Source organism: Pandoraea fibrosis (genome assembly GCF_000807775.2).
GTDB lineage: Bacteria > Pseudomonadota > Gammaproteobacteria > Burkholderiales > Burkholderiaceae > Pandoraea > Pandoraea fibrosis.
This window is the reverse complement of the sequence record NZ_CP047385.1, coordinates 2023458-2044292: the sequence shown is the minus strand read 5'-3', so window position 1 is coordinate 2044292 and position 20835 is coordinate 2023458. Positions and strand designations below refer to the sequence as shown.

The following is a 20835-nucleotide window of genomic DNA, read 5'->3' as shown; positions in this document are numbered from 1 at the left end:
TCGACCTTCGTAGTTATTTGGCGAGCGCGCGCTTCACGCGAGAGCGGAATAACTCCCAACGCAGCTTGCCGTCGTCGACGGGCTCGGGCAGACGTCCATCATTGCCCGCCGGCACGGGTTTGCCACGACGCAGGTAGTACCGATCGAAAATGGACTGCGTCATGCCCCACTTGCGCAGGAATTGCGTGCGACCGTCGTTCTTCACGACCTTGCCGGTGCTCTTGCACTGGAAGTGATAGACAAGACTCGCCCCGACACCCACAAAACGACGCGCGCCTGCGGCCCACATCTTCATCGAGAAATCGTTGTCGCTGCTCATACCCGGGCTTAGCTCGGTGCTATAGCCCCCGACGAGGAACCACCAATCGCGATGCACAAGCGTGGGCGGCCATGTCGCGCCAAACCAGTCGGGCTTGGCGTAGGTCGGCACGGCGGCGAGCAACCCTGCTTCGTCGAAGGTGTCGACGTCCCGACCGAAGTCGTGCACCAACACGCAAGGATTGCGACTGTCGACCGGCTCGATCATCGTGCCCGAGAGCATGAACGCCTTGTCGGGCATGGCCTCGGCGCGCTCGATCAGCGCGCTGTCCCAACCTGGGCAGCAGTACATATCGTCGTTCAGGTAGACGATGTACTTCTCGCGTGCCAGCGCCGCCGCCTGATTCACTGCGTAGCAAATACCGATGTTGTCCGGCGACGCCGTATGCTCGATCCCTTCGGCTCGCACCCACTCGAGCGAGCCGTCCGACCCATCGTTCACGTGAACGATGATCTGATGCGGGTGGCTCGAATTCTGGCGAATGCTGCGCACGCAAAGCTGTAGCAACGCGAGGTTGTTCCACGTCGGAACGATGATGGAGAACATCCGGATTTCCTTGTTGTACCGAATAGCAGATTAGCGAACAGCGTCAGGCGCCAGGCAGCGCCGGACCGCGCCGCTTGTCTCAATAGACGATTTGTACCGAGTCGGGTAGCAACCACTGGCGAAGTTCGCCAAGCAACTCATCGCCCGGCTGCACCTTCCAATCGTCGCCCAGCCGTGACTCGCATTCGGCATCCGATCGACGGTACACGATGTGCACCGGCAAGCCGTTCTGCTGATCGTCATCGCCGTTGCCCTTGCCATTCCGGCGTCCGAAGCCGCCGCCCCCTCCGCCTCCGCCACCGTTGAAGCCGCCACCGCCCCCATTGAAGCCCCCGCCACCGGCACTCGCGCTCGCCGCGACACGATACATCGTGCAGTGCGGTTGGAGGGTCGCGCGCAAACGCGTCCAGTCCGCATTGCCGTTGAACGAGAGCTTGAGCGCTCGGGCGAAGCGCGCACGCGCGCGGCCGAGGTCCATCAGACTTTCCGTGGTGAAGCGCAGCCCCCCTGTAAAGCTGTCGGGACGCGCATTGCCCTGCACGATCAGCAGTTCGTCTTCCTTGAAGAGATGCTTGTTCGCCTCGAACTGCTCGTTGAAGATCGTCACCTCGAGCGTGCCCGTGCCATCGTCGAGCTGAACGATCAGCATCTTGCCGCGCTGGGTCATCATCGTGCGCATGCTGGAAATTACCCCGGCGACGAGTCTGTCACGGCCCTCGGACAGATCGCGAATACGCGTGCGCACAAAGCGGCGCACTTCGTCCGAGTACGAGTCGAACATGTGGCCGGACAAATAGAAGCCGAGTGCCTGCTTCTCTTCCTGCAACTTGCGCTTGTCGGTCCACGCCGGCTCGTCCGCAAGCTCCAGTGGAGCTTGCAAGCTTTCGTCGCCGAGATCGAAAAGACTGACCTGATTGGCCGCTGCGCTCGCCTGCTCGGCAGCTTCCATCGCCATCGGCACCGACGCCATCAACTGCGCACGATTCTCGTGAATGCTGTCGAAGGCACCTGCGCGAATCAGCGCCTCGATCGTGCGACGGTTCACCACGCGACGGTCGATCCGCGCGCAGAAGTCGAACAGATCGGTGAACGGCTTGCCTTCGCGGGCGCGCAGAATGTCTTCGATTGCCGCCTGACCACTGCCCTTGATGGCACCAAGCCCATAGCGCACGGTCTTCGAATCGGCCGGCTCGAAGCGATAAGCCGAAACATTGACGTCCGGCGGCAGCACTCCCAGGCCATTGGCGCTGGACAGACAGTCTTCGTAGAGAATCTTGACCTTGTCCGTGTCGTCCATGGCCAAGCTCATGTTGGCGGCCATGAATTCGGCAGGATGGTGCGCCTTGAGCCATGCAGTGTAGTACGCCAGCAGTGCGTAGGCTGCCGCGTGCGACTTGTTGAAGCCGTAGCCCGCGAACTTCTCCATCAAGTCGAAGATTTCGTCCGACTTTTCGCGCGTGAGTCCGTTTTCAGCAGCCCCTTTCGCGAAAATCTCGCGATGCTCGGCCATCTCCTCGGCTTTCTTCTTGCCCATCGCGCGACGCAGCAAGTCAGCGCCACCGAGCGAGTAACCGCCGATGATCTGCGCCATCTGCATCACCTGCTCCTGATAGACCATGATGCCGTAGGTCTCCTGGAGCACCGGCTCGACGCGCGGATCCGGATATTCCGTCTTCTCGCGGCCATGCTTACGGGCGCAGAAGCTTGGGATCAGATCCATCGGGCCGGGTCGGTACAACGCCACCAGCGCGATGATGTCCTCGAACCGGTCGGGCTGGGCGTCTTTCAACATGCCCTGCATGCCGCGGCTTTCCAGCTGGAACACGGCCACCGTGTTGGCTTTCTTGAGGATGCTGAACGCGGCCGGGTCCGTGAGCGAGACCTGATCGAGCGACCAGTCCGCCATCTCCGGATGCAGTCGCTTGATGTAGCGTTCCGCCCAGTTCAGGATCGTGAGCGTTGTCAGCCCCAAGAAGTCGAACTTCACCAGGCCGACGGCTTCCACGTCGTCCTTGTCATACTGACTCACGACGCCGCTGGCATCTTCACCGCTGCCCTGCGTGTACAACGGGCAGAAATCGGTCAGTTTGCCCGGCGCGATCAACACCCCCCCCGCGTGCATGCCGACGTTGCGCGTGAGGCCTTCGACACGCTGCGCCAGTTCGATCAACTGCCTGACCTCGTCTTCGGTCTGGAAGCGCTCGGCGAGTTGCGGCTCTTCCTTGAGGGCGTCCTCGATGGTGACGTGCTTGCCCGGCTTGAACGGGATCAGCTTGGAGATGCCATCGACGAAGTTGTAGCCCAGATCGAGCACACGACCGACGTCGCGCACCGCCGCCTTGGCGGCCATCGAGCCGAAGGTCGCGATCTGCGACACGGCATCGGCGCCGTACTTGTCCTTGACGTACTGAATGACGCGATCGCGACCGTCCTGACAGAAGTCGATATCGAAGTCGGGCATCGAGACGCGTTCCGGATTCAGGAAGCGTTCGAACAGCAGGTTGTACTTGAGTGGATCGAGATCGGTAATGCCCAATGCATAAGCGACCAGCGAACCGGCGCCCGAACCGCGGCCCGGCCCAACGGGCACGCCGTTATTCTTCGCCCATTGGATAAAGTCCGCCACGATCAGGAAGTAGCCCGGAAAGCCCATCTTGATGATCGTGCCGGTCTCGAAGTCGAGCCGCTTGTAATAGTCGGGACGCTGCTTGTCTCGCTCCGCCTCGTCGGGAAACAACTGTGTGAGACGCGTCTCCAGCCCCTCCTTGGACAGATGCACCAGATAGTCGTCGAGCGACATGCCGTCCGGCGTGGGAAAAAGCGGCAGCTTCGGTTTGCCAAGCTCAAGCGTCAGGTTGCAACGCTTGGCGATCTCGACCGTATTGGCCAAGGCAGACGGCACGTCCTCGAACGCCGCGAGCATGTCGTCCTGCGTGCGGAAACTCTGGTCCTGCGTGAAGCGTCGGACACGGCGCGCATTGCCCAGCATCTCGCCTTCCGAAATACACACGCGTGCTTCGTGCGCGGTGAAATCGTCCGCCGTCATGAACTGGATCGGATGCGTGGCGACGACGGGCAGCCCGGCTTTCGCCGCCAGTTGCACCGCCTGTTGCACGTAGGTCTCCATGCCCGCCTGCCCCGTGCGCTGCAACTCAATATAGAACGCCCCCGGGAACACACCTGACCAGTGTTTCGCGCATTGCAATGCCAGTTCAGGATTACCAGCCGCCAACGCGGCGCCAATGTCGCCCATCTGTGCGCCAGAGAGCGCGAGCAGACCGCGTGCGAGCCCGTCGGCCTGGAGCCACGACGGTTCGATCTCTGCGCGGCCGCGCCATTGATTGCCGAGCCATGCCTTGGACAGCAACTGGCATAGATTCAGATAGCCTTCCTTGTCGCGCGCAAGGAGCAATAGCCGCGATGGCTTGTCGCGGTCGGCCGGATTCGTGATCCAGGCGTCGCAGCCGATGATCGGCTTGACGCCCTTGCCGCGGGCTTCCTTGTAGAAACGGATGGCGCCGAACATGTTCGCGAGGTCGGTCAGCGCGAGCGCGCCCTGACCGTCCTTGGCGGCGGCCTTGACGACGTCGTCGAGCCGCACGATGCCATCGGCGATCGAGTATTCGGAATGGAGACGGAGGTGGACGAAGCGAGGTTCTGACATGGGCCGTATTGTAACGCGCCGCCCCCGGATAGCGGGCCGCGCTTCACGAAACGTCCAGTGTTTCCCTGCATTTCGGATAGCGCCGGGCAGAGACTAGGAATTTTTCCGTTTCAGACCCGGGATGCCGTCCGATTTGGCGAAATCCGGAGTGAAATCAAAGTGCTTCGAAGCCGAATCGGCGATAATGACGCTTTATTGCTTCACGCTTTTGCGAAATTTTGTTGCCATGTCTATCGTCAATATCGCTGCGTACAAGTTCGTCACGCTCGACGACATCGCGACCCTGCGTCCAGCCCTGCTCGAACGCTGTCAGGCGCTCGACCTGAAGGGCACAATCCTGCTCGCCCCGGAAGGCATCAACCTGTTTCTGGCCGGCTCACGCGACGCCATTGACGCCTTCCTCGCCGGATTGCGCGCCGATGCCCGGTTTGCCGATCTCACCGTCAAGGAAAGCCTCTCCGAGACGCAGCCGTTCCGCCGGATGCTAGTGCGTCAGAAGAAGGAAATCATCACGATGAAGATGCCGGTCATCAAACCGGCAGACGGCCGCGCGCCCGGTGTCGACCCCGCCACGCTCAAGCGCTGGCTCGACGCCGGCCACGACGACGAGGGCCGTCCGGTCGTGATGCTCGACACACGCAACGACTTCGAAATCGATGTCGGCACGTTCGACAACGCCATCGACTATCGCCTGACGAAGTTCTCGGAATTCCCCGACGTGATCGCCGCACACCGCGAGGACTTCGAGGGCAAGACCATCGTGTCGTTCTGCACCGGCGGTATTCGTTGCGAGAAGGCGGCCATCTACATGCGCGATATCGGCCTCGAACATACGTATCAGCTCGACGGCGGCATTCTCAAGTACTTCGAAGACGTGGGCGGCGCGCACTATCAGGGCGACTGCTTCGTGTTCGACTATCGCACGGCACTCACGCCTGAGCTCGCGCCGTCGACGACCAAGCAATGCTTCGCTTGCCGCGCCGTCGTCACGGCCGAGGATCAGCAAAGCCCCGATTACGTCGAAGGCGAGCACTGTCCGGCGTGCATTGATACTCATCCTGCCGCCAGCGTGCCGGAAAGCCCCCCTGCCGCTACCCCGTCCGTCACGCCTGTCACGTCCGCTTGAGCGCGCAGGTGGTCAACGCTTCGGCGCACACCGCCGCGCCGCCCGCCAGCTCAACGCCCCGCTACCGGGGCCGTTTCGCGCCCTCGCCGACCGGGCCGTTGCATCGTGGCTCGCTCGTCACCGCACTGGCCAGTTGGCTCGACGCACGAGCGCACGACGGTGTCTGGATCGTTCGCATGGAAGATCTGGACGAACCCCGATGCGTGCCGGGCGCGGCCGAAGACATTCTCGCCACGCTAACGCGTCTGGGTCTGCATTCGGACGAACCCGTCGTCTGGCAGAGTCGACGGCACGCCCTGTACGAACAGGCGCTCGCTTCGCTCACGGCCCGCGCTCTGGTGTACCCCTGTGGTTGCACGCGACGCGAAATTGCCGACTCGCTCACGCGTGTCCATGCGCGTCACAGCACACTGGCCTATCCGGGTACTTGCCGCGAGGGCCTGCATGGCAAGACGGCGCGCGCATGGCGCCTGCGGGTGCCGGACGGCGACGCCGCCCGCATGCGCTTCGAAGATCGCTGGATGGGTATGCAGACCCAGGATCTGGCCACGGAGGTCGGCGACTTCGTGCTCAGGCGTGCCGATGGTCAATGGGCTTACCAGTTGGCCGTCGTCGTTGACGATCAGGCGCAAGACATTACCGATATCGTGCGTGGCGAAGATTTGCTGGACTCCACGGCGCGCCAGATCTATCTGCAAGCCTGCCTCGGTGCCCCGACGCCACGCTATCTGCACGTTCCGCTGGTCATGGCCGAGGATGGAGAGAAGCTGAGCAAACAGAACGGCGCGGCGCCGCTCGTGCTCGATACCCCTGAGGCGGTGCTCTCCGCCCTCAAAGACGCCGCCACGCATCTCGGCTTGCCCGCGTCCCTCGCCAATGTCTCTCACTGCGAAGACTTTTACGCAGCCGCAACGCTGGCATGGCGCGAGCAGCACGGGGGCTGAAACACCCCATCGCCCGCATGCGCCCCCCCATGAAAAAAGCCAGCGCAATCACGCTGGCTTTTTGACTACCTCCGCACCGAACCTGTGGAGCGGCAGGCCGGTTTCAGTTGCTCGCTCAGTTGCTCGCTTTACGGGGGAAACCCGCGAGCAGCGCAGCGACCTGGCGTTTCGGCGCCTTCTCAGGCAACGCACCGAACGTGGTCGGTACGGCGGACTCCTGCGAGGCACGCTGTGCATCGTCGGCCGATGGCGACGGTTCGTACGGCTTGTAGAAAAATTCGTCTTCCGGACGAACGCGACGCGGCGCGGAACCGCTACCGCTACGGCTGGCGCGCAGGCCATCGTGACGGCTATGACGCTCGCTGCGCTCCGAGCGATCCGTGCGCTCACCGCGATCGTAACGTTCGCCGTTGCGGTCATCGCGCGAACGGCTGCGACGCTCCATCACCAGCTCGCCGCGCTTGAGTTCGCGCTTGATCAGCTTCTCGATTTCCACGAGTTGCTTGCGCTCGTCCGGTGCGCACAGCGAGATGGCCTCCCCCGAGGCTCCCGCACGCCCCGTGCGACCGATACGGTGCACGTAGTCTTCCGGGTTATACGGCAGGTCGTAGTTGATCACGCCCGGCAGATCGGTGATGTCCAGCCCGCGTGCAGCAACGTCGGTCGCCACCAGCGCGCGGATGCCACCTTGCTTGAACGCTTCGAGCGCTTGCATCCGCTCGTTTTGCGACTTGTCGCCGTGAATCGCCGCGGTCACGATACCTTCTCGCTCCAGTTGACGCGCCAGGCGGCTCGCCCCGACCTTGCTGTTGACGAACACGATGACCTGCTTGAGGTCGCGCTCGTTCAGAATCTGCACCACGGCGGCGCGCTTGTCGTCTTCATCGACTTCGTAGACGACTTGCTCGACCTTGTCGGCCGTCGCATTGCGACGCGCCACTTCGATCGTGACCGGATTCGAGAGATAGCTCGAAGCGAGCTTCTTGATGTCGTTCGAGAACGTGGCCGAGAACAGCAGCGTCTGGCGCTGCTTCGGCAGCAAATTCAGAATGCGCTGCAAATCCGGCAGGAAGCCCATGTCCAGCATGCGGTCGGCTTCGTCGAGCACGAGCATCTTGACCTGGCTCAGGTTCACCGTCTTCTGCTCGACGTGATCGAGCAGGCGGCCCGGCGTGGCAATCAGAATTTCCACGCCGCGTCGCAGGGCATCCTTCTGAGGATTCATGTCGACGCCACCGAACACCACCGTATTACGCAGCGGCGTGTGCATTGCATAGGCACGCACGTTGTCAGCGACCTGATCGGCGAGTTCACGCGTCGGTGTGAGAATCAGCGCACGCACCGGGTGACGGGCGGGCGAAGCACTCGTATTGGCATCGGGGAGCAAACGCTGGATGATCGGCAGCGAGAAGCTGGCGGTCTTGCCCGTTCCCGTTTGCGCGGCACCCATGACATCGCGACCGGACAACACGACCGGAATGGCTTGCGCCTGGATCGGTGTCGGTTGGGTGTAGCCCTGCTCGGCGATGGCCCGCAAGATGTCCGCATGTAGCCCAAAGCTATCGAAGCCGGGGGTCGGAACAGCATTTACATCAGCCATGATGAAGGGACATCTCTTTTAAAAAACGGGGGCCGCCACGCGGAAGGATTCCGCATCAAAGCTCACTCGCGAAGATTCAAGGGGCGCTGCGCGCCATGCTCGGGGCTGGCGCGAGAGGGGCCTGTCGAAGGACAGATGCGTCGGGCGCCGCCGGACCAGGGGGGTCGTCAAGAAGCGAAACAACCGCAATTCTAACACTTGCGCACGACCAACGTGTGACAGCGGCCCCGACAAGCACGCAGGGCCGCGTTTTGCCGGGATCTCGCCTCAGCGACCCGCGCCAGCCTTGGCGCTGCTGTCGGACTTGCCGTCGCGAACTGCGGGCTTGGCAGCGCCGGCCTTCACGCCCTTGCCCGCCTGCGCCGCGCGTTGGCGGTTGGCATAGCGTTGTGCCAGCACCGCGCAGACCATCAGTTGCATTTGATGGAACAGCATGAGCGGCAAGACGATGGCGCCAAGCGGTCCGGTGGCAAACAGCACCTTGGCCATCGGAATGCCGCTCGCGAGGCTCTTCTTCGAGCCGCAGAAGACGATCGTGATCTCGTCCTCGCGCGAGAAACCGAGCCAACGGGCGGAATAAGTGGTCACGGCCAGCATGATGGCCAGAATCACCGCACAGCAGCCCAGCAGGCCCAGCAGCGCCAGCGGCGGAATCTGATGCCACAAGCCGGTATTCACCGCCTCGCTGAACGCGGTGTAGACCACCAGCAGAATCGAGCCCTGATCGACAATCTTGAGCAGCGCGCGATGACGCTCGACCCATTTGCCGATGGCTTTGCGCGAGAGCTGTCCCGCGATGAACGGCACGAGCAGTTGCAGCATGATGTTGCCGATCGAGTCGAACGGCGACGCGCCAGTATTCCCATCGTGATGGACCACGATCAGGCCGACGAGCACCGGCGTGATGAAAATGCCGAACAGGCTCGACGCCGACGCACTGCACACCGCCGCCGGCACGTTGCCACGGGCGATCGACGTGAAGGCGATGGCGGACTGCACCGTTGCCGGCAGCGTGCAAAGGAAAAGAATGCCGAGATACAGCTCCGGCGTCACCATCCACGACAGCACCGGCTTGAGCGCCACGCCGACGATCGGGAACATCACGAACGTGCTGGCGAACACCAGCAGGTGCAAACGCCAATGCGTCGCACCGGCGAGCACCGCCTCGCGCGAAAGCTTCGCGCCGTGCAGGAAGAACAATGCGGCAATTGCCACGTTGGTGAGCAGGTTGAAGGCGACTTCGCCCTCGCCGTGCGCCGGCAGGAAGCTGGCGAGCACAACGGTCACCACCAGCATCAGCGTGAAATTGTCAGGAAGGAAACGCGGTCTGGCCATCGTCGATCTCGAATACGTCAAAAAAGACAAAGCCCGTCCGCCAGAACACGGGACGCCGCGGCATGTCGGCCGCCAGCGAAGTCGTCAATCGATCGGCAGGCGATCGAAAGTGACCGGAAGTGTGCGCTCGCGATACGGGTTTTCACGTATTAGAACGCAAGGGCAGTTAAAATACAAATTCATTTAAAAATTTCATTCATACCAAAGACGCATGAATATCTCGCTGCGCCAGCTCAAGGTATTCCTCGCAGTGGCCGAACACGGCAGTTTCAGCCGTGCCGGCGAGGACATCGGCCTGACCCAGCCAGCCGTGAGTCGCTGTATCCGCGAGTTGGAACAAGAACTCGGCCTCAAGCTCGTGGACCGCACCACTCGGGAGGTCACACTCACCGAAGTGGGCGCTAGCCTCTCGGCAACGCTTGCCCGGGTGCTCGACGAACTCGAAAGCGCCTTGCGCGACACCCACGGCCTGGCCGAAGAGCGTCGCGGACGGGTGCGGGTCGCCAGCGCGCCCACGATCTCGGCCAATCTGATGCCCGAATGCATTTCGGCTTGCGCGGCCCGATACCCGGACATCACCCTCATGCTGCGCGATCAGGTCCAGACGCTCGCGACCGACAGCGTGCGGCATGGTGAAGTCGATTTCGGGGTCATCGTGGCGTCGGAAGGCACGGACGATCTGGTCGGCGAGCCCATCATGGTCGAGCCGTTCCTCGTGGTATGCGACCGCTCACATCGCTTCGCGAAGCAAGCGCAGGTGACATGGAAAGACCTCAACGGCGAGAAGCTGGTGCTGCTGGACTACGCGTCGGGCAGCCGGCCGCTGATCGACCGGGCACTGGCCGAGCAGGGTGCCTATTGTCAGGTAGCGCAGGAAGTCGGGCACGCCATTACCGTTTTCCGGATGGTCGAAGCGGGCATCGGCATCAGCATCATGCCGGCGCTGGCACTGCCCGCAATGCCGGGTCTGCCGGAAAACGGCGGACACCTTGTCGCCCTGCCGCTGGTGCCCCAACTCGACCGCACCGTCATGCTGGTGCGCCGCAAGAACCGCACGCTCTCTCCCGCCGCTCAGTCGGTCTGGGAATTGATCCGACAGATCACGGCCAACACGCCGCACGCGCTTGGCGCCAAAACGGCCCCCAAACCCTGACACAATGGGAGATGGGAGCCGATGTCGAAACTTCCCGGGTGGTTGAGCGAAATTCGGCACGATCAGCGCACTTAAGATTCGCTAACGCCACCACGAAGTGAGTGAGCGCCTGCTACAATCTGAGTGCGTCGACTCCCTCAAGTGCGTGACGAAGCCAACCGGCCCCCGACCCGCCATCGTGCCTCGACGACATGCCCGCGCCCTGCGGGCATTGTGTTTCCGGTGTGGCGTCATGGACTTGTTCATCAAATATTTCAGCCCGCTGTGGCTCTTCCACGCGGCAGCCGATCTGTCTTTCTGGCAGCGGCATCAACTCGACGCCCGAATGCGCATCGTGAGCCGCTTCATGTGGCGCTATGTCATGCGTTGGAGTGTCCTGAGCGCCATCCTGCTTGTGCCCGCCGCGGTCCTGGCCCACGGTCTTGCGGCCACCGGGCTCGCGCTGGTCGGCGGTGTGTCGGCGAGCGTCGCGGTCCTGATGGCAGCGCTTGCCCTCGGTTGCCTCATCGGTTCACGCTTGCGTTAAGCGGCGCGCGGCTATGGCGTGCCGCCTTGGCACGCGGCCATTTCCGACAAAACACCTCGACTCGCTCATTGCGGCAAATCGTCTCGTCTTGCGCCTGGCGTTCGACAGATTCGACGTATCGTCACGGGCGTCGACTATGATGGAACGGCTCGCCTCGCGTGGCGACCCGCCCGCGGCGCCAGCGTCTCTCGACCCCAAAGGAGAATCCCATGGCCAACGCCAAGATCCTGGTGGTGTTCTATAGCATGTACGGGCACATCTACAAGATGGCCGAAGCCGTCGCCGACGGCGCACGCAGCGTTGCCGGCGCCGATGTCACCGTGATGCAAGTCCCCGAGCTGGTGCCCGACGAAGTCCTCGAGAAGAGCGGTGCGAAGGCCGCGCGTGCGGCGTTCGCGAGCGTGCCCGTTGCCCGCGTCGATCAGCTGGCCGATTACGACGCGATCATCTTCGGCACCCCGACCCGCTTCGGCAACATGACCGCACAGATGCGCAACTTCCTCGACCAGACCGGCGGCCTTTGGGCCAAGGGGCAACTCGTGGGCAAGGTCGGCAGCGTGTTCGCCAGCACGGCAACGCAACACGGCGGTCAGGAAACGACGATCACGAGCTTTCACACCACGCTGCTGCACCACGGCATGATCATTGTCGGTGTGCCATACACCGAGCCGGGCCTCACCAACATGGGCGAAATTACCGGCGGCACCCCATACGGCGCGACCACGCTCGCCGCAGGCGACGGTTCGCGACAACCCAGCGAGAACGAATTGAAGATCGCGAAGACGCAAGGCCGTCACGTCGCGGAAATCGCTGCGGCGCTCAAAAACGGGCGCGCGTTGTAACGGGGCACTCCCTTATCGCGCGGAAGCGGCGCCGGTTGGCGCGCGCACCGCGCGATGATCGCGACTCGCTCAGGCGCACGCCTGCACTCAGATCAACTGCAGGTTCTTCAACACCGCACGCACGATGCGCGCCCGTTTCGGCGCATCGGCGTCGCCCTTCAGATCGATGTTCAACGCCACCGTGGTGATATTGCCGTCGCGCTCGATCCAGCCCACCCACCAGCCAATGTCCGGCTTCTTGTCGACGAACCAGCCTGTCTTGCCGTGCAGCACATAGTCGGGATTGGCTTCGACAATGGAAATCTGGCGCACGATGTCTTGCGAGCGCGCCGAGAACGGCAGCGTGCCTCGCGCAAGACGTTGCAGGAAATCAACCTGTTCGCGCGCCGAAATCTGCAAGCTGTCGTCGACCCAATAGGCGTCTGCGGCACGACCGATGGTGTGGTTCCCGTAGCCGACCTCATTGAGCTTGCCCTGCGCGAACTGACGGGGAATCTTGTGCGAGACCACCTGATAGCACGGCAGACACGACACGCGAAACGCCGTGCGCAAGTCCATCGCAGCGTTCCAGTACTTCCCCCGACGCGGCTTGCCGTCCCAAGGGATAATCTCGCGCTCGTTGTCCAGGGCTCCCGACTCCAGGGCGAGCAGGCTGTTGAAGATCTTGTAGGTCGACGCGGGCGACATCCGTCGCTCGGCGCGCGCCGTATCGAACGCCTGATACGTCTGCGTGCGCCCGTCGAGCACCACGATCGTTCCCTTGACCCCTTCCGCGTCGAATAGCTTGCCCCAATCGGCACGCTCCGTCATGCGAACCGTTGTCGCCTCCGCGGCTTGCGCCGCAGGCGCCGGGATGGCAAACACGACGGGAGAGACGACCGCGAGCGCCACCCGCCATCCGAAGACACAGCGCCGCCAGCGAGAGATTCTCTTTTTCATTTCGTTGTCCTTATTTCATGGGATGCCATGGAGATGGCGGGAACGTTGGCAGTGGCGCGGGCCCGGCGCCGGCTATCCGGAAGCGCTTGCAGGATAGTGCGCGTTCCGGCAGGCGCAAAGCAAAGCTACCGTAACCGACGTAACCGCCGTATCATCGGTGCGCCCCGTCAGACGCTTTCATCAATGCGGTGGACTCCGTCCGCCGCCCGGTGCGACTCGATACCCCTCGACGCCATGCCCGACACACCTGCTCCAAACCTCACGCCCGCCTCCGATGCGCCTGTGCTCGTCGTGCGGCTCGACGCCCCGCAGAAAATCGATGCGCAACCGGTGCGATATCAGAGCCTGTGGCTCCTGATGCGGGTCTATTACGCAGCCCACTACGAGGCTTCGCCCGTCTCGCTGGCGTCGCTGAAAATCCGTTTCGGGCAATCGGGCGTCGCAGGCGATTTGCGCATGCTGATCAGTCGCGCGTTTTCCGACTTCGCCCGCTGGGGCATTGCCGTCGGTTGGGGCGACGACAAACACGCCGATGTGCGGCTGCTGCCGACGCGCGGCCGGGGCAAGGGGCCGTTCTGGCTCGCCCGGCAGGAGATGTCGCGCATCGTGGTGACGATCGGCGACACGACGCCCGACGATCCGCGTCGCGCCATCGCCGCATTTCTGGGACTGCCGCAAGACTCCGCCGGGGATACCCAATCGCCCGCGCTCGACTACGTGATGCAGGACATTGCGTTTTGGCATCACCTCACGCTCGGCAAACGCGATATGCAGGACGGTGTGTTCTTCGCGCCGCCGCAAGCCCCCACGCCAGGCGAAGGGCGACGTCAGCGCACCGGCGCGATCCCGTCGTTCCATGCGGCACAAGTTTGTGCCGTCGACGACGTGCAACGCGGCATTGCGCTGCTTGCCGAGACGATCGTGTGGCGCCGCATGGGCGATGCCGCACGCACGAAACAAACGCTCGCAACGCTCGCTGCGACCTTCGGTGCGAATCCGCCCGGCTCGCCCACGCTACGGGCCATGCATTGGATCGTGCAGGCATGGCAGGCGTATGCCTTGCGCGACGAGGCGGGTGCGTTTGCCCACCTGCAACGCATCGGCGACGACGCATCGCTCGCCCCCTGCCTCGTCTACAACCCGCGCATCCGCTTCGAAAGCCGGAACTTGCAGGCATTGCTCTATAAGTCGCACGCGGCGCGCCCCGGCCCGATGCCTGCGCGCGCGCAATCGGCGGCCAATGCCCTGACGGCCTTCTCCGATGCCTTGCAGGCGGCGTTCGAAGCCGACTCCATCGAGCTGGCACAACACGTGGCGGCCAACATCGGGCTGTCGCTGTGGTTGTTCTGGCAGGGGGCGCTCATCGACGTCGGCCGACGTCTTGCCGCAGCCGACGTGCAACGTCAGGCACTGCGCTGGATCGGTCTGTCGGAGTGGATCTGCGACCGGTTCGGTGTTGGCGGCAACTCGGTCTGGAATACGGTCTTCCTGCTACGCATCGCGCGAGGCGGCGTGCCGGTGCGGCGCGACCCCGATCTGGCGACGTTGCGTGCGAGTACGCCGCTCGCTGTCGACGCCTTTCTCGATGCGGTACAGCCGTTCGGCGCCCCCTTCTCGCGCGCCAAGGGCTTCACGCAATGGACGGAAGTGGTGGCCACGACGCTGGCCGATCATGAAGAGGGACGCGTTCGCTTCGAGCCATTGCAACTCGCCAACCTATGGTTCGAAATGTTGTGGTTTGCGCTGCATCAGGATGGCGATTCGCCGCAGGCGTTACACGCCGCCCAGTCGCTGGGCCGCGTGTTGCCGATGCTGCCGCCGCCCGACCGGCGGTTCTTCCGCGACGCGCTGCGGCTGATGCCGCGAGAGTTTCAACGCGAAGTCCGTCTGGCGCAGTGAAATCGGCCTCAGCCGGTGGGCTTCGCGTTCGATCGGGCCGTAGCGGATGACGGGCATTCGCGGATGGCTAGCGCACGGTTAGCGCACGCCTTGCGGTGTTTTCGGCAGCGACGAGCGGAACGAGATCGCCACCCGGTTCCACGCGTTGATCGTTGCGATCGCAAACGTCAGATCGGTGATCTGCTTGTCGTCGTAGTGCGCCCGCAGCGCGTCGAAAACGGCGTCGGGCACATGGCCATCCTGTACGTTGGTGACCGCCTCCGTCCAGGCCAGCGCTGCACGCTCGGCCGGCGAATACAGCTCAGTCTCGCGCCAGGCGGCGAGCAGATGCAAACGACGCGAATCGATCCCCACTTTCAGCCCGTCGGTCACATGCATGTCGATGCAGAACGCGCAGCCGTTGAGTTGCGACGCACGCAGCCAGACCAGTTCCACCAGCCCGTCCGGCAAGCCGCAGTCGTGGAAGTAACGGCTCAGCGTGCCGAGATGTTCGTAGGGGCGCGAGGAAGCTTTGATGAAGTTCAGGCGTTGCATGAGTCGAATCTCCCTTCAGGTCAGAAAAATGCCGAGATAGCCGGGGTATGCCGCCATCACACATCCCATGGCAGACGATGCATCCACACCCCAGACACCTTCTGAACGATACGCACCCCTTGTCCCATTCAGAAGAGCCAAAACCGAATAGAATCGCTAGGCCAAAGTCAGTCGAGCCGGCCACCAGGGAGGGCGGTGCCGGATGACTTCCCCATCAAGTCACGCGAGACATCACGCCATGTCCGAAACATCCAGCCGTCCCGCACTCGCCGCTCTGCATCTGGCCGACGCCATGCAAACTACGGGCATGCCGACCTACCGGGCGTTGTACGAGCGCATTCGCGAGGGCATTCTCTCGGGCAAGCTCGCGCCGTCGAGCCGATTGCCATCGACGCGCGCGCTCGCGAGCGAACTCGGCGTGGCGCGCGGCACGGTCGAAGCGGCTTACGAACGGCTCGTCGCGGAAGGCTTCGTGATCGGGCGTGGTGCCGCCGGGAGTCGCGTCAACCCTCAGTTGGAGGGCACACGGCTCGAGGCCGCCGCGAAAGCGATGCCCCCGCGTGTCGACACCACCCGATCGAGCCGCGCCTCGCCAAGCGAAACGTCTGATACGTTCAATCGCCCACCGACGTCCGTGCGCGATGTGCCCGAAAACCCCAACAGCATCCCGTTGAATGCTTTCGGCATGCCGTTTCCCTTGCAAAACGGCATGCCCGCCCTCGATGAATTCCCGCGCAAGCTGTGGGCACGCCTCGCGGCACGTCACGCGCGGCATCTTTCCCCCGAGGGACTGCATTATCAGAGCGCCATTGGCTGGGCGCCGCTGCGCGAAGCCATTGCCGGTTATCTCGCGATTGCACGCGGCATTCACTGCGAACCCGGCCAGATCATCGTCACGGCGGGTTATCAGGGCGCGCTAGCCTTGATCGCCCGTGTGCTGCTGCGCCCGGGCGATGCCATATGGTGCGAGGATCCGGGCTATTTCCGCGCACAGGCGGGACTTCGGATGACCGGCGCCACGTTAGTGGCGGTGCCTGTCGATCAGGAGGGACTCGACGTCGCGGCCGGCGAGCGGACCGCTCCCGACGCACGGCTCGCGGTCGTCACCCCGTCGCACCAGTCGCCGCTATCCGTCACGCTGCCGCTTGAGCGCCGTCTGGCCCTGCTGGCGTGGGCGCAGGCGCATGGCGCCTGGATCGTCGAAGACGACTACGACAGCGAATTCCGCTACACCGGCGCGCCGTTGCCCGCGCTCAAGAGTCTGGATGGCGGGGAGCGTGTGCTCTACGCCGGATCGTTCAGCAAGGTGCTGTTTCCCGGTTTGCGCCTCGGCTATCTGGTGGTGCCGCCCTCGCTGTGCGATGCGTTCGTCGCCAACGCGTCGCTGGCCTCCCCTACTCAGGGATGGATCGAACAGGCGACTGTCACCGATTTCATTACCCAGGGACACTTCAGCCGCCACATCAAACGCATGCGCCAGCTCTATGGCGAGCGCCGCGCGGCGCTCGCGCAGGCGCTGCGTCAACACCTGCCGGGACGCATCGAACTCGCACAACAAGCCGGCGGCATGCATTTGCTCGGCTGGCTGGAGACACATCGCAACGATCGCGCGTTGTGCCGCACGGCGTTCGGACATGGCATTGCGCCGGGGGCGCTGTCCTTCTTCAGCGTCACCCGCCCATTGCCACCGGCACTCGTGATGAGCTTTACCAACGTGCCCGAAACGTTGGCCGATGACGTTGCCCAGCGGCTCGCTCGCGCCTTCGACGACGATGACAAAGTCCACGCCGCCAAGTGACGCCAGCCCCGCCAGCGAAGTGGGTATCGGCACTCTGCATGCCGCATTGCACCATCATCCGTTCACGTTTTTCGGGACACGTCGTGCTTGTGTTTGCCGGGCATGTCGGTGTATCGTTGCCGCAAAGCTAGCGCAGGGGTCCTGCAACGTGAGTTGTGGGTGAGAAATACCCTTAGAACCTGATCTGGATAATGCCAGCGCAGGGAGCGTAGAAGTTCCTCGCCCCCGTTCATGCTCCTGAGCCGCTTTGCGCCGAATTTGTCGGCGTCAACACGTGCCCCGCCAGGAGACATTGCATGAACGCCAATCCGAAGTTCCTCTCAGCCAACGCGCGCGTGGACGAAGCCGCGATCGCACCGCTGCCGAATTCCCGAAAGATCTACGTCACCGGCTCGCGCCCCGACCTGCGTGTTCCGATGCGTGAAATCTCGCAATCCGACACGCCAACGAGCTTTGGCGGCGAGAAGAACCCGCCGATCTACGTCTACGACACGTCCGGTCCGTACACGGATCCCGACGCCCGCATCGATATCCGCTCCGGTCTGCCCGCACTGCGCGCCGCCTGGATCGAAGAGCGTGGCGACACCGAAGCGCTGCCGGGCCTGACCTCGACGTTTGGCCGTGAGCGTGCCGCCGACACCGCCACCGCCGACCTGCGCTTCCCGGGCCTGCATCGCACGCCGCGCCGCGCCAAGGCCGGCAAGAACGTCACGCAGATGCACTACGCGCGTCAGGGCATCATCACGCCCGAAATGGAGTACATCGCCATTCGCGAAAACCTGCGCCGTCAGGAATACATCGAAAGCGTGCGCAACGCCGGTCCGCAGGGCGAGCGTCTCGCGAAGCTGCTCTCGCGTCAGCACCCGGGTCAGCACTTCGGCGCCAGCCTTCCCGCCGAGATCACGCCGGAATTCGTGCGTAGCGAAATCGCGCGCGGCCGCGCCATCATCCCGAACAACATCAATCACCCGGAATCCGAGCCGATGATCATCGGCCGCAACTTCCTCGTGAAGATCAACGCGAACATCGGCAACTCGGCCGTGACGTCGTCGATCGGCGAAGAAGTCGACAAGATGACGTGGGCGATCCGCTGGGGTGGCGACACGGTGATGGATCTGTCGACCGGCAAGCACATCCACGAGACGCGTGAGTGGATTCTGCGCAACAGCCCGGTGCCCATCGGCACGGTGCCGATCTATCAAGCGCTCGAGAAAGTGAACGGCAAGGCCGAAGAACTGACGTGGGAAATGTTCCGCGACACGCTCATCGAACAGGCCGAGCAAGGCGTGGATTACTTCACGATTCACGCCGGTGTGCGCCTCGCGTATGTGCCGATGACCGCAAACCGCATGACCGGTATCGTGAGCCGAGGCGGCTCGATCATGGCCAAGTGGTGCCTCGCCCATCACAAGGAAAGCTTCCTGTACACGCACTTCGAAGAGATCTGCGAAATCATGAAGGCATATGACGTCGCATTCTCGCTCGGCGACGGCCTGCGTCCCGGCTCGATCTACGACGCCAACGACGAAGCCCAACTCTCCGAGCTGAAGACGCTGGGCGAACTCACCCAGATCGCCTGGAAGCACGACGTGCAGGTCATGATCGAAGGCCCGGGCCACGTGCCGATGCAGCTCATCAAGGAGAACATGGATCTCCAGCTGGAGTACTGCGACGAAGCCCCGTTCTACACGCTCGGACCGTTGACGACGGACATCGCCCCCGGCTACGACCACATCACGTCGGGCATCGGTGCGGCGACCATCGGCTGGTACGGCACGGCCATGCTGTGCTATGTCACGCCGAAGGAACACCTTGGCTTGCCGAACAAGGACGACGTGAAGGAAGGCATCATCACGTACAAGCTCGCCGCGCACGCCGCCGATCTGGCCAAGGGCCATCCGGGCTCGCAGATTCGCGACAACGCGCTGTCGAAAGCACGCTTCGAATTCCGTTGGGAAGACCAGTTCAATCTGGGTCTCGATCCGGACAAGGCACGCGAATTCCACGATGAAACGTTGCCGAAGGACTCCGCCAAGGTGGCACACTTCTGCTCGATGTGTGGCCCGCACTTCTGCTCGATGAAGATCACGCAGGACGTGCGCGACTATGCCGCCAAGCAAGGCCTTAGCGACGAAGCGGCACTCAAGCAAGGCATGGAAGTCAAGGCGGTCGAGTTCGTCAAGAGCGGCGCCGAAATCTATCGCCGTACCTGACGCGACACCACAGCGTGCGGCGTGTCGTTCGCGCCGCGCGCAGGCCGTTCGCGCCAGTGAAATGCCAACGCGCCCGGGTCATACCGGGCGCGTTTTTTCATGGATGACGGCCGGCGATTCCTCGTTCGCCGGATCGGATGCGTTTAGCGTTGCGCCGACGCGTCGGTGGTGGCGTCAGCCGGCGCCGTCGGCAGGCCACGCATGGTGAGCTGGTTGCGCAGCCGCTGCGTTGCGATGTGCGGCGGCTTCGAGGACATCAACGTCGCCAGTGCCGTGAAGGACCGCGTGTTGGATGCCGGCAGCGCTGCGGCGTCGAGCACCTGCGCGTGGCGCATCTCCCAGTGACGCTCACCGAGTTGCTCGATCCCGAGCGTGAGCTTGACCCACTCGTCCGTGCCCAGTCCGACCGAGGATGGCAGATCGGATCGCACCATCGCCTGATGCATCGGCATGCCATTGGCACATCCCACGCGAAGCATCCATTCGGTACTCGCCCGCGTTGGCAGCACGCGCGAGCCCTGCTGCAACCGATCGCACACCTTCTCGATGAATTTTCCGGGCGACTCCAGTTCGTCGCAGGCTCTCGACCACTCCTTCTTGCCCGCCAGCGCCGGATGGCCCGTCCAACGTCGAGCGGTATCCGCAACGATCGCCGTCACATCGTCACGGCTGGTTTCGAACGCCACCGTGCCATTGCGCCCGCCAGTGCCGAGTAACGAACCACGCACGATATCCCGACAAATCTGCGCGCGCTCGCTGCGATCCTCGGGCATACAGACCGGATGATTTCGACTGTCCAGCGACGTGATGCGTGGGTTGAGGCTCTGCGCACTGGCGCAGAGATAGAGGGTCTCCATGGCCGATGCACTCAGCACAGGCGCGGCCCCACGCGGGACACCACTCGTCGGAACGGCCAGCGGCGTAGGCAACACATCGACGCTGTCCACGTCGGCCGGCACCGACAGGAATGCGTCGAAGGAAGCGCCCGGCGAGGTGTCGTCCACGGACACGCCCAGGAAATCACTGCCGAATGCCTTGCCCATGCGTTGCGGCACCGGCGCGGCATGCGAATCGCTGACCGACCAGGGATGCGCGACAGCGCTGGCGCGGATGTTCGCAAGGCCCACCAATGGGAGATTGTCGGCATTGGCCTGACCTACCGCATGATCGAGTGCGATCGGTACCGTTGCCGCCATGGTGCCCATGCCGGGCGAATAGTGAGATGCCTGTATGCCGTTCATCGTCGTACCTTCCTCAGGAAAGAGAATCGTGGCCCGTCGCCACGGCGTCGACACTGCGTCGAAGCGGCTTTCACGATGCACGAAGGGGCGAACGCCCATTGTCGATTCTGTACACGGGGTCTCGTGGCTCGGGCGCGGCACCGCCCGGAGGTAGAC

General features: G+C 63.4%; 15 protein-coding genes and 1 riboswitch. Of the genes, 8 read left to right on the top strand and 7 right to left on the bottom strand.

Annotated features, from left to right (window positions below; all coding sequences use genetic code 11):
* Positions 1–13: 13 nt before the first annotated feature.
* Together PI93_RS09150 and dnaE are read right to left on the bottom strand one after the other, a co-directional pair.
* Positions 14–865 carry a glycosyltransferase family 2 protein gene (locus PI93_RS09150; RefSeq protein ID WP_039367565.1) on the bottom strand — a complete coding sequence of 284 codons (852 nt, stop codon included), beginning with the start codon at positions 863–865 and terminating at the stop codon, positions 14–16.
* A 79-nt stretch (positions 866–944) separates the two neighbouring features.
* A complete protein-coding gene (gene dnaE / locus PI93_RS09145; protein WP_039367562.1) occupies positions 945–4538 on the bottom strand; it encodes a DNA polymerase III subunit alpha in 3594 nt (1197 codons plus the stop codon).
* Between the two features lie 217 nt (positions 4539–4755).
* On the opposite strand from dnaE, the gene PI93_RS09140 reads away from it, so the two are divergent.
* Complete coding sequence (locus tag PI93_RS09140; RefSeq protein WP_039367877.1) at positions 4756–5655, top strand: sulfurtransferase; 900 nt, start codon at positions 4756–4758, stop codon at positions 5653–5655.
* A gap of 8 nt (positions 5656–5663) precedes the next feature.
* A complete protein-coding gene (gene gluQRS, locus PI93_RS09135) occupies positions 5664–6599 on the top strand; it encodes a tRNA glutamyl-Q(34) synthetase GluQRS (protein ID WP_039367559.1) in 936 nt (311 codons plus the stop codon).
* A gap of 115 nt (positions 6600–6714) precedes the next feature.
* On the opposite strand, the gene PI93_RS09130 is transcribed toward gluQRS, so the two are convergent.
* Entirely contained in the window at positions 6715–8199 is a 1485-nt protein-coding gene (locus PI93_RS09130) for a DEAD/DEAH box helicase (protein WP_039367556.1), read from the bottom strand.
* Between the two features lie 267 nt (positions 8200–8466).
* Positions 8467–9534, bottom strand: a complete 1068-nt coding sequence (locus tag PI93_RS09125) for a bile acid:sodium symporter family protein (RefSeq protein WP_039367552.1) — start codon at positions 9532–9534, stop codon at positions 8467–8469.
* A 211-nt stretch (positions 9535–9745) separates the two neighbouring features.
* Here PI93_RS09125 and PI93_RS09120 point away from each other — a divergent pair, with 211 nt between their 5' ends.
* From PI93_RS09120 to wrbA, 3 genes are all read left to right on the top strand, one after another.
* The gene (locus PI93_RS09120) at positions 9746–10687 is read left to right on the top strand and encodes a LysR family transcriptional regulator (RefSeq protein WP_039367549.1); all 942 of its coding nucleotides are present in this window, start codon (positions 9746–9748) and stop codon (positions 10685–10687) included.
* A 232-nt stretch (positions 10688–10919) separates the two neighbouring features.
* Complete coding sequence (locus tag PI93_RS09115) at positions 10920–11213, top strand: hypothetical protein (protein ID WP_039367547.1); 294 nt, start codon at positions 10920–10922, stop codon at positions 11211–11213.
* Between the two features lie 209 nt (positions 11214–11422).
* Entirely contained in the window at positions 11423–12055 is a 633-nt protein-coding gene (wrbA, locus tag PI93_RS09110) for an NAD(P)H:quinone oxidoreductase (protein ID WP_039367544.1), read from the top strand.
* Between the two features lie 87 nt (positions 12056–12142).
* Here wrbA and blaOXA read toward each other — a convergent pair whose 3' ends face one another.
* Positions 12143–12994 carry an OXA-62 family carbapenem-hydrolyzing class D beta-lactamase gene (gene blaOXA / locus PI93_RS09105; RefSeq protein WP_052240481.1) on the bottom strand — a complete coding sequence of 284 codons (852 nt, stop codon included), beginning with the start codon at positions 12992–12994 and terminating at the stop codon, positions 12143–12145.
* A 234-nt stretch (positions 12995–13228) separates the two neighbouring features.
* Between blaOXA and PI93_RS09100 the strand changes: the two genes are divergently transcribed.
* Positions 13229–14893, top strand: a complete 1665-nt coding sequence (locus PI93_RS09100; protein WP_039367541.1) for a hypothetical protein — start codon at positions 13229–13231, stop codon at positions 14891–14893.
* 78 nt (positions 14894–14971) lie between these two features.
* Here the strand turns inward: PI93_RS09100 and PI93_RS09095 are convergent, their stop codons facing one another.
* Positions 14972–15427, bottom strand: a complete 456-nt coding sequence (locus PI93_RS09095) for a carboxymuconolactone decarboxylase family protein (protein ID WP_039367539.1) — start codon at positions 15425–15427, stop codon at positions 14972–14974.
* A 238-nt stretch (positions 15428–15665) separates the two neighbouring features.
* Between PI93_RS09095 and pdxR the strand changes: the two genes are divergently transcribed.
* The gene (gene pdxR, locus PI93_RS09090; RefSeq protein WP_080759074.1) at positions 15666–17225 is read left to right on the top strand and encodes a MocR-like pyridoxine biosynthesis transcription factor PdxR; all 1560 of its coding nucleotides are present in this window, start codon (positions 15666–15668) and stop codon (positions 17223–17225) included.
* A gap of 124 nt (positions 17226–17349) precedes the next feature.
* Positions 17350–17448, top strand: a riboswitch (TPP riboswitch).
* A 73-nt stretch (positions 17449–17521) separates the two neighbouring features.
* On the top strand, positions 17522–19438 hold the full coding sequence (gene thiC, locus PI93_RS09085; RefSeq protein ID WP_039367536.1) for a phosphomethylpyrimidine synthase ThiC: 1917 nt from the start codon (positions 17522–17524) through the stop codon (positions 19436–19438).
* A gap of 143 nt (positions 19439–19581) precedes the next feature.
* Here the strand turns inward: thiC and PI93_RS09080 are convergent, their stop codons facing one another.
* Complete coding sequence (locus tag PI93_RS09080) at positions 19582–20778, bottom strand: hypothetical protein (protein ID WP_039367533.1); 1197 nt, start codon at positions 20776–20778, stop codon at positions 19582–19584.
* Between the last annotated feature and the right edge of the window lie 57 nt (positions 20779–20835).

Bases quoted from the DNA above. Each gene is read 5' to 3' on its own strand.
- PI93_RS09100 (WP_039367541.1), top strand. From the start codon at position 13,229: ATGCCCGACACACCTGCTCCAAACCTCACGCCCGCCTCCGATGCGCCT.
- PI93_RS09130 (WP_039367556.1), bottom strand. From the start codon at position 8,199: ATGGCTGATGTAAATGCTGTTCCGACCCCCGGCTTCGATAGCTTTGGG.
- thiC (WP_039367536.1), top strand. From the start codon at position 17,522: ATGAACGCCAATCCGAAGTTCCTCTCAGCCAACGCGCGCGTGGACGAA.
- blaOXA (WP_052240481.1), bottom strand. From the start codon at position 12,994: ATGAAAAAGAGAATCTCTCGCTGGCGGCGCTGTGTCTTCGGATGGCGG.
- pdxR (WP_080759074.1), top strand. From the start codon at position 15,666: ATGTCCGAAACATCCAGCCGTCCCGCACTCGCCGCTCTGCATCTGGCC.
- wrbA (WP_039367544.1), top strand. From the start codon at position 11,423: ATGGCCAACGCCAAGATCCTGGTGGTGTTCTATAGCATGTACGGGCAC.
- PI93_RS09120 (WP_039367549.1), top strand. From the start codon at position 9,746: ATGAATATCTCGCTGCGCCAGCTCAAGGTATTCCTCGCAGTGGCCGAA.
- PI93_RS09095 (WP_039367539.1), bottom strand. From the start codon at position 15,427: ATGCAACGCCTGAACTTCATCAAAGCTTCCTCGCGCCCCTACGAACAT.
- PI93_RS09125 (WP_039367552.1), bottom strand. From the start codon at position 9,534: ATGGCCAGACCGCGTTTCCTTCCTGACAATTTCACGCTGATGCTGGTG.
- PI93_RS09150 (WP_039367565.1), bottom strand. From the start codon at position 865: ATGTTCTCCATCATCGTTCCGACGTGGAACAACCTCGCGTTGCTACAG.
- PI93_RS09080 (WP_039367533.1), bottom strand. From the start codon at position 20,778: ATGGGCGTTCGCCCCTTCGTGCATCGTGAAAGCCGCTTCGACGCAGTG.
- PI93_RS09140 (WP_039367877.1), top strand. From the start codon at position 4,756: ATGTCTATCGTCAATATCGCTGCGTACAAGTTCGTCACGCTCGACGAC.
- PI93_RS09115 (WP_039367547.1), top strand. From the start codon at position 10,920: ATGGACTTGTTCATCAAATATTTCAGCCCGCTGTGGCTCTTCCACGCG.